The sequence below is a fragment of the Hoylesella pleuritidis genome, from assembly GCF_963541955.1.
Classification (GTDB): domain Bacteria; phylum Bacteroidota; class Bacteroidia; order Bacteroidales; family Bacteroidaceae; genus Prevotella; species Prevotella pleuritidis.
In genome coordinates, this window is the sequence record NZ_CAUTUT010000019.1 from 43617 (window position 1) to 52175 (window position 8559).

General features: G+C 39.4%; 6 protein-coding genes and 2 pseudogenes. 1 reads left to right on the forward strand and 7 read right to left on the reverse strand.

The window, feature by feature from the left end:
• Positions 1-3 precede the first annotated feature (3 nt).
• The 3 genes from RWY97_RS08540 to RWY97_RS08550 form a co-directional block, all read right to left on the reverse strand.
• Positions 4-1488 carry a hypothetical protein gene (locus RWY97_RS08540; protein ID WP_273176183.1) on the reverse strand — a complete coding sequence of 495 codons (1485 nt, stop codon included), beginning with the start codon at positions 1486-1488 and terminating at the stop codon, positions 4-6.
• A 207-nt stretch (positions 1489-1695) separates the two neighbouring features.
• Positions 1696-2139 (reverse strand): hypothetical protein, encoded by a 444-nt coding sequence (locus tag RWY97_RS08545; RefSeq protein ID WP_314077793.1) that lies wholly within the window; start codon positions 2137-2139, stop codon positions 1696-1698.
• Positions 2140-2169: 30 nt separating this feature from the next.
• On the reverse strand, positions 2170-3672 hold the full coding sequence (locus tag RWY97_RS08550) for a hypothetical protein (protein ID WP_315566661.1): 1503 nt from the start codon (positions 3670-3672) through the stop codon (positions 2170-2172).
• Positions 3673-4311: 639 nt separating this feature from the next.
• On the opposite strand from RWY97_RS08550, the gene RWY97_RS08555 reads away from it, so the two are divergent.
• A complete protein-coding gene (locus RWY97_RS08555; RefSeq protein WP_315566667.1) occupies positions 4312-4827 on the forward strand; it encodes a hypothetical protein in 516 nt (171 codons plus the stop codon).
• Between the two features lie 80 nt (positions 4828-4907).
• On the opposite strand, the pseudogene RWY97_RS08560 reads toward RWY97_RS08555, so the two are convergent.
• The 4 genes and pseudogenes from RWY97_RS08560 to RWY97_RS08575 form a co-directional block, all read right to left on the reverse strand.
• Positions 4908-5400: pseudogene (locus tag RWY97_RS08560) on the reverse strand (CPBP family intramembrane glutamate endopeptidase); the annotation flags it as partial.
• A gap of 200 nt (positions 5401-5600) precedes the next feature.
• A complete protein-coding gene (locus tag RWY97_RS08565; RefSeq protein WP_315566662.1) occupies positions 5601-7133 on the reverse strand; it encodes a tetratricopeptide repeat protein in 1533 nt (510 codons plus the stop codon).
• On the reverse strand, positions 7117-8253 hold the full coding sequence (locus tag RWY97_RS08570) for a protein kinase domain-containing protein (RefSeq protein WP_315566663.1): 1137 nt from the start codon (positions 8251-8253) through the stop codon (positions 7117-7119). Before RWY97_RS08570 ends, RWY97_RS08565 begins: the two co-directional genes overlap by 17 nt.
• Before the next feature lie 52 nt (positions 8254-8305).
• Positions 8306-8559 (reverse strand): annotated as a pseudogene (locus tag RWY97_RS08575) (cell filamentation protein Fic); the annotation flags it as partial.

Here is an 8559-nt window from a genome sequence, read left to right on the forward strand (position 1 = left end):
TGCTTATATAATCGAATTGTATTTCTCGTCGATAATCTTATCCAATGTCTCGTCAAGAAGTTGCATCAGCTTGAGCGGAACTTTCTCGGTGCTGTATCGAGAATTCTTAGTTGCGTTTTGAGATGCTTTGTTCAAAGTAGCTAACAAGGTCTTATAATCGACCGTCGACTTAAAGAATCCGCTTTTGGGTGTGATGTCTGTCAGTGCATCCGACAGTTTAACGGCATCGAGATTGAACGGAACAAAACTACGTTGATTGCCTTTCAGTTCTTTCAACCATTGTAAATAAGCCACAAAAAAGTTGGCCGTCAGCGTATTGAAAAACGTTGTCGAGAGAAAGCCCTTGGTTATTTCGGGTTTGTCTTGGGTGTAACCGCGACCGATATCGGCTTTCAACTGGTGGGTGATATACATATAAGCGAGATGGAATTTCACCATTTGGCGGTTGACCAAAGTGCGGGTCGACAAACCGAAGTCTTTCAAACTGAGCGTTCGTTTGTCGTTAGCTAATCCATATTCTTTATATATCGGGTTCTGAGCATTTCCCCCGACGGTTTGCAATTGATCGTCGGGAAGCGACAGGAAATCGAGTATCGACAATGCACCTACATACTCCACGACGTGCGCATCATTGCGCTGACCGTTGCCGCCGGGGTCATTGAAGTAAGGATTACTGGGCACCTCGTCGCCTACATAATAACAAGCATTGAGTTTAGACATCGGCAAATCGATGCCGTTTTGCCGCAGACCAGTCAGATTATCGTGGTAATAGAACAGCGCAGACTTGGTCTTTGAGATGAAATCTGCACGTGAGATCGGACTGTTTTCATCCTGTTGCACATTGAAATAAGGTAACACCGTGAGTGCGCCAATGCGTGCATCGCGCAAGTCGCCGCGGTTGTTGATCATCGCATTATTACCTGCATTGCGGATGTTCTTCACGATAATGGGGTAGCCGGCAGCACCGGTTCCACCGAAAATACTGCTTACCACGAAGATACGATCATTCTTTTGAAACACGTTGGAGAACTGTCTGAACTCCTCGCTATCCTTGAATTGATTAAGCGCAACACTCCCGATGTTAGGACTTCCCACGAATCCGATGTCCATTTTGGTATCGAGTTGATAATCGGAGAACAGCATAGAGAACAACGCTTGATTACTTGTATCGAGGGTGTTATAGGCTATAAAGTCTTGGAATTTCTTCGATTCGATGGCTCCCATATTGAAAAGGAACGTATCGGTTAGATTCGATCCGTGAGGCAGAATATCGCTCAACGTCGAGATTTTTACCGAGAAAAAGCCCCGCTGTACATCTGCATTGTTACCGTAAAGGGCGTTACGGAGCTGCTTATACCAGCGCAACAGATTGTCTGTTCGCTTCAAGTCTTCATTGGCTTTATGCGGATCGACAATAATCGGAACAATTTCGAGCGGTACCGGCAACCCCGACTCGTTTACAGGATGGATGCCGGCCGCCAGCTGCATTACCAACGGACGCATCACGCGCGAACCTGTTCCGCCTACAAGAAAGAGAAATAGTCTCATCTGTTTGAATTGAGAATTGATAAATGGAAATTGAAATTCGTTAGATTAAGAATAGAGAATCAAGAAATGAGATTTAGGCTTGCCAACAAGTCATTTACGTCTTACAACCGAGGAATTACCACTTCTTAATTCCCAATGATCAATCTATCACTCCGGTATCGGCGTGTGTCGGCAATTCGCAGACCACCAACGCAGAGAGAAAGAAGCGATGACGAACAATACGATTTCTATTGCCAAATCGACGATGCAGAAGCTGAACAACTGACCGACAAAGTCTAATCCGGCACTCGAAAAAATATCGTCAGGATAAATATAATTAATAACCGACGTCAGAACGACAGCCGTGACAAGCATAAGCAGCCAGTGATACCAACGACTGAAACTTACAGAGTCGATTAGATAATAATATATTCCCGCAAAGCTCCACGCCACAAAAGCCGTAACAAGGGCCACGCTGAAATAGAGATTTTGGTTGTACATCTCGTTGGAGAACTCACGTTCATAATACAAAGCCTCGAAAACCGAGGCGGGAAAAACTAAGAACAACAGCGTAATGACCAGTCCGCTAATCAACAAAATAAAATTTTTCATTTCCTTTTTATACACGTCTTCGTTATACGATTACTTGCTTAATTTAAGTTCCAATTCAAAATAATAGGGCTCACCGGCGGCGTTCTTGTGATATGAATTATAAATACCCTGCAACAAATACTTCAATCCGAATGTAGTTGTTGCAAACGTCCCGCTGCCGATACGAGTGTCATCATCGCTTGAAGAAGCCGCTACCCAGCCCGGCAAACGATTCAGAAGCCTAATCGAAACATTCTGATTGTGCTTACAGTCTTTCATTTCCAAGATGAAGATATGCGTCGCCCTACCGATATATTTCTTCTCCGCCGGCGTGATATCCCGACCCGAGACAGGCCGTATCTCTTTAATCTTCACAACGTCATCAGATACCACCTGATAGTTGCGAACATCCGTCAGATAGTTGCGATCAATCAACATCTTGCTCAAATCTACGGCCAATGCCAAACGAATATCACCCGAATCGTGATCCGTCTCCACATTTTCTATCCGCGTAATCTGCGTGTCTTGTCCACGCTCCGGCTGGAAACGTCCCTGCAGATCAGGGTTATTCAAGAGCAGAGAATAATACGGACGATAGATGTTCGACGTCTCGAAAAGGTATTCGTTCTCATAACCCCGCATCTCGGAAAACTGTGAGAAAGAGGCATAATTATTGTCCACCGTCAGCCGCGCAATGTTTTTATTGCTTCCCACAAGAATGATATAGTAAGGACGATACCCATTATACGCCACGCCCCTGCTTGGAGAATCATAAGGATAATAAGCTCCGTTATAGCTGCCCCGCATCTTGACAATAAGCATCGACTTCTTCTTCACGGCATCTTTAAACACGGCATTGGTCATTCCCTGTGCTTCGGCAAACACCTTCTGCGGATTGATGCCGCTCATCGAACGCGTAGAATAAATCATATCCGTTACCAAAATGCTCAGCTCGTTATCGCCCGTCTTGTTGAGAATCGTATCAAATATCTTGCCGAAGTCTGTGTACCCCGGATCGCCAATACCCTTTGTCGCCTCAAAAATATTGCTGTCTTCAAGAAACTTCCCCGCGCCTTGCGGATAAGCACTCACCGTACTGTTGACAACAAAAATCCTGTTGTCGCCGCCTGGAAGATTGTTCAGCATCTGCACAATGGCAGCTTTGAACGAACCGTCTCCCTGCGGAGCATCATACGCAATCATACTCCCCGATCGCTCCAAATAGAAGTTAACCCGCAAAAACGCCTGTTCTCCCACACCGATAAACGTGATCGTGCGGGCTGGCCTACGATGCTCAAAGAAGTCGGAAACATACGTCTTCACAGCCTCTGCGTTCAGTCTGTCATCGTCGTAAAACTCTTTGAAATGGTTTTTCTGTGCATCCAAGAACGTCTCAATCGTCATCCAGTCGTTGTGATCGATGATTTGGTCGTCGTCGGCCAGCTCCAATAACAGATGATTCAGTTCTTGCTTATGCCTGTTTCCACATCCCGTCAGACCGACAATCAAGGTCAACACGAGTCCAAAGAAAACACTTTTGCTCAATTTTATCATATCAATTAGACGTTAAACAACACACTTTTGGTTGCGAATTCCCCATCATATAAGCAGGGTGCGTGCGCTTTTTAGAGCAGCAAAGTTACGAAAAAATGTTGAATTACAAATAGTTAACATTAATATTTAATATAAAGCAACATACTTTCGACGAAGCCTCATTCCGACAATAGACTCAAGCCCACAACACCAATAAACCCTTGCCGACAACACCAATTTTATATCTAAGCTTATAACATCGATAACTCCAAGCTTACGGTATCAATACATAAATAGATACGACAATCATTGCTATATAATATCTATCGAATTTTCATCACGATGAAACTGATTTTTCATCGTGATGAAACAAACGTACCATCGTGATGAGAAATTTGTCTCATCACGATGAAAACTTTATCGATACAGAATATCAAAGACTGACGTACCATAACTTCCATTCTATTTCCTTCCTTATTTCTTTCTGCATTGTATCTTTGACCTATCAATCATCAGAATAAATATCATCATTGCCACCGTTCTGTGCAGTGCAGAAAGCTGGTATGACATAGAAGAATTCGGCCGTTCCACAGGACGACGGGAGCCTCGAACGACTACGTATGTGAGTGAATGCTTGAGCGGCCAAAACGACGTTTGTCTGTGTCAGGAACAGGTCCGGGAGAAATCGAACGAGATCACGGCCATCACGCGGTTATTGAAAGTGCTCGACAAACTTTTGAATTGAGCGGGTGGGCACCGCATCAACATCAAGCCCCATCTGAAAACAGACCGCACCACCAAAGAGAAACGCTATTACATCACCTCTCTTACCTTAGACGCAGAATGTATTGTAGAGGACATTCGCACGCATTGGAGCGTCGAAAACAACCTACACTGACAGCTCGATATGACTTTTCAATAAAAAAATGCACAGCGCAAGTTCCGCAATACCGCCCGCAATTTCTCGTGGCTCTGATGCAGCCGAAGAACTCTCAACGCAAAAATATCTCAAAACCAAAAGAAAACTTGCTGCATAGGATTCTAACTACTTCGCGGAAATCATTAATACTAAATGGGGAGATGAATAGAGAATATGATGCGGCAGACCTGAGATATGTGTCGGCAATGATTTCTAATGGAAATAATCAAATGTGGATTAAAAGAGAAGGTGTGTGAATGATTGGTTGTATTCTTCTTGAATCATAATATAAGTATTTTTGGGTGATTGAATAGGAATCATACCAATGTCCGGTTGAAAAGAAGTGGCGGCCTTTTAGCACGATAATGATGGAGAAGACGAGCAACAGCTATGGTTTTGTATGCACTTGCTGTTGGGATGAGTGGAGAAGATCTCGTTGAAATACCCTGCTGTGATGTGGAAGATGACGGTAACGAGAATATTTCGATTGGTCTTGTAATAGAGCTAGTTCATGCCATAGCACAAAGAATACTTGCAGGCATCAGTAGGCAGGCTGTGAGGTAATACTGCCACTTACTGGATGATAGGTTCAAGAACCGACCAAGGAAATCCTTTCGCAGTGTCTAATTTCTAAGAACCAGCATAATGGTCAAAGTCATTTGAAAATAAAGTCCTGTCAATCCCAGCAACGGGGCTGTCCACGTGCTTTGTGAGTAGACCATATGATAGCTTACATAACTGGCCGCAAGCCAGAAAGCCCAAGGGATAAGGGTACTCAAAAGATAGGAAAGTGCCGTATGGCGATACTTGATGACGATGTTTTCTTTCATATTGCTTGAAATCTATAAATACACATAATCGCAGCAATCTATTTGGGACTGCTGCGATTACTATAAATTCTTATACTTTACTTCACTTCCTCAAAGATATCCTGCGCTGATTATCAACTGGTTACATTCTTATGATACAAAAATGTCTCCTCAATTTGAGTAGTATTGATTAGAAATCATCTTGAATGTTATCATTCTTTCTATATTCTATTGATTAATTGCATTATATCATTCTTCATTGCCTTGGTTTCACGAGAATCTCCTGTATCTAATTTTTCTAGAAGGTCGATTAAATTGTTATTTTTAATTTTTGTAGCAATTAATTCTTCCCTTATAAAATTCAAAAGTGCTTTGTTGGCCAAATGATTATCAGCAATATTATGTGCCAATTCAATTGCTTTTTTATAATTATTGCGCCCTTCTTCAATATTTCCTTTTTTGTATTCGTTAAGCCCTCTGGTGGCTATTAAGCAAATATTTAAATCGGGAGCGATTTTATTTGGAGATAATCTTTTATCTTCAAGTATATTGTCGGCTTTTTCAGTCTCCCCATTCATAGCATATACATAGGCTAAATTATTAATGAAATTCAATTCATCAGGATTAGCATTTAATCCTATTTTAAGAATTTCAATAGCACTTTTATAGTCTTTTACGTAGGTATAAGCCATTTCTGCGGCAAAATAAATAGGAAGCCTTGCAAATGGCATAGATTCAATCCAATTAATTGATGTGGTTAAGGCATCATGGTAATTCTCGCATAAGAAAGCATGTCTTGAATCTGCTTCAAACTTCTTTTGCATAGTACTATAGTCTGTAAATTTAAATTTCATGGTGCTATCCATTGATAGTAACCATTCAGCTTGAGACAAGCTATTATCATTAGGTTGAAGAAGTGACTTATTAAAATATAATTCACATTTCTTTTTTGAATGATACAATTCTTGTGTGCCTATAGCACTGCAAAGTTCTGATAAACTGAAAGAAGAATAGTTTCCAGAATTAATCATTGCGATTCCATTTTTAATGTATCTAGAACTTCTTCCTCTAGAAGCATTAACAGCTATTTCAGATGCTAAAATCCATGGATCTCTAATAATAGCAGGGTTGTTAACTAATATATAATGTGCTTTATCTATGTCTTTAATATGGAGAAAAAGTCTTGAAGCAGAGCGTGTGATATATCTTGCTGTAGGTGCTAAATGGAGTGCAATACACATCATTTTTTCAGCTTTACTCATTAAACCAAGAGTAGCATACGACAAAGCTAATTCACTATACCATATAGGATTTTCTGGAAAACGGTGAACTAATTTTCTTAAGAAACGTACTCTTTCTTTAATTAAATCTTCTTGATTGAGAATGCTTCTAAGTTTAGAAGTATTAGTAATGTTGTCGTTTATTGGTTCCTCTATCTCTTTAGAAAAAAAACTATGTGCAACATTTAGTAATGATTTTGGGGCAGAGTCTTCATTCTCTATTATAAATTTTGCAGCATTAATAACTTCGGAATTATTTTTTTGTCCATTCATTATACCTGCACTTATTAAATCGCCTGCATATGGTATAGTCCTGTTCTCTTTCCAAGCATCGATATAATCATTGATAGAAAAAAGAGGTATCTCAGTATTTGTGACTTTATACCCTCCTATCTCTCCTAATTCTGCAGTAGTTCTATAATCTCGCCAATTGGGAACTACATTTCGGTTTATGTTTTTAGTTAGTGAAGCCATTTTTCTTTAATTTAAATAATTCAATTTGAGTTTTTTTATAGAGCCTATCTAATTCTGTATATACCCTTATTAAATCATGATTTGGTGTCTGATTCTTTGAGCTTAAATTCTTTGGATGCCCCCTTTTCTCTACATCTGGGTTACAAAGATATTCTACAATTCTAGTTAACTCTTCTTTAATCTCATCTATGGGTATATCTTTCTCAAAATCTAGAAGTGCATAATGAAATGCATTTATTAGGTAAGGTTTGGCATCATCATATGTCATACCATCTCTAGCCATATCTAAGAAAGAGACTGAATTCGGTAAATGATTGGCCATTAAAGTATTAAATGAAACTCCACAAATATAAAATACTATTAACGAACCGAGCATATAGTTGTCAATTTGATATAATTGATTCTTTGACTTTGTTTCTACACTCCAATCTAAAATTCCTTCTGGCGATGCATATCCCATATCCCCATTAAATTTATAGGAGTATGGACAATTTATTAATGGAGACATACATAAAGATCTGCCGAGATCGCCTATTTTAGATTTATTATTAATTGATAGTATATTAGATGGTTTTACATCTTGATGTGAAACGAGATTTTGATGAAGTTGCTGTATTCCTACTGCAATATCGTGTAGTGATTTTAGTTTTACAGTGATAGATTGTAATTTCTCAGAAAAAACAAGACTATTAGAAAAAAGTAGAATTTTTCTAATATCTCCATCTGCCTTTTCATATATAATATATGAAACATCCCCAAAAGTGAAATCATTCAATGTAACATCACCATCATCAATGTAAGAAATTACACTCCTAATTCTATTATTATTACAATAAGAAGAAAGAGCCTTTTCGTAATTAAATTCACGTGTGCATCTTTCGATATATTGTGCTCTTGTTACATTAGGTGGCAAAGGTCCTTTATAACATTTGCTAAAATCAATAACTTTCATGAAAAAGTCCACACCGTTCTTTTCCACGATATAACAAATCGAAAAATTCCCTCCAGTTTCACCTATAGTTTTGTTGGGTTTGGATAATTGGGTTTTAACTTGCCAACCATTAATATTTCTTCCTTCTAAATTACAGACTGCAAATAAGGAAGTTATGTCTTGTTCCATAAAGATATATTAAAATATTTTTAAATACTAATAATATTGTCCGATTTATAGCCTAATCATTCTGCTCATAATAGTACGAATAATCAATACCTTTCATAAACATTTCTCGGTCATCAATCTTGGTGGTGAGTGCAGGCAGTACCAAAGCTTTGATGTGTGTACTATCAGAAACACTCTCACGCATTGCTGATAGATATTCGTTTTTATCTATCTGACTCCAATCCACACACCGTTTGAGAGAACGCTTCAGTATGAGGTCGAGCCAAATGCGAGTGCTGCGACCATTACCCTCCATAAAAGGATGGG

Coding starts and splice junctions, on each gene's coding strand:
- RWY97_RS08540 (WP_273176183.1), bottom strand. CDS start 1,488: ATGCAGCTGGCGGCCGGCATCCATCCTGTAAACGAGTCGGGGTTGCCG.
- RWY97_RS08545 (WP_314077793.1), bottom strand. CDS start 2,139: ATGAAAAATTTTATTTTGTTGATTAGCGGACTGGTCATTACGCTGTTG.
- RWY97_RS08550 (WP_315566661.1), bottom strand. CDS start 3,672: ATGATAAAATTGAGCAAAAGTGTTTTCTTTGGACTCGTGTTGACCTTG.
- RWY97_RS08565 (WP_315566662.1), bottom strand. CDS start 7,133: ATGGCTTCACTAACTAAAAACATAAACCGAAATGTAGTTCCCAATTGG.
- RWY97_RS08570 (WP_315566663.1), bottom strand. CDS start 8,253: ATGGAACAAGACATAACTTCCTTATTTGCAGTCTGTAATTTAGAAGGA.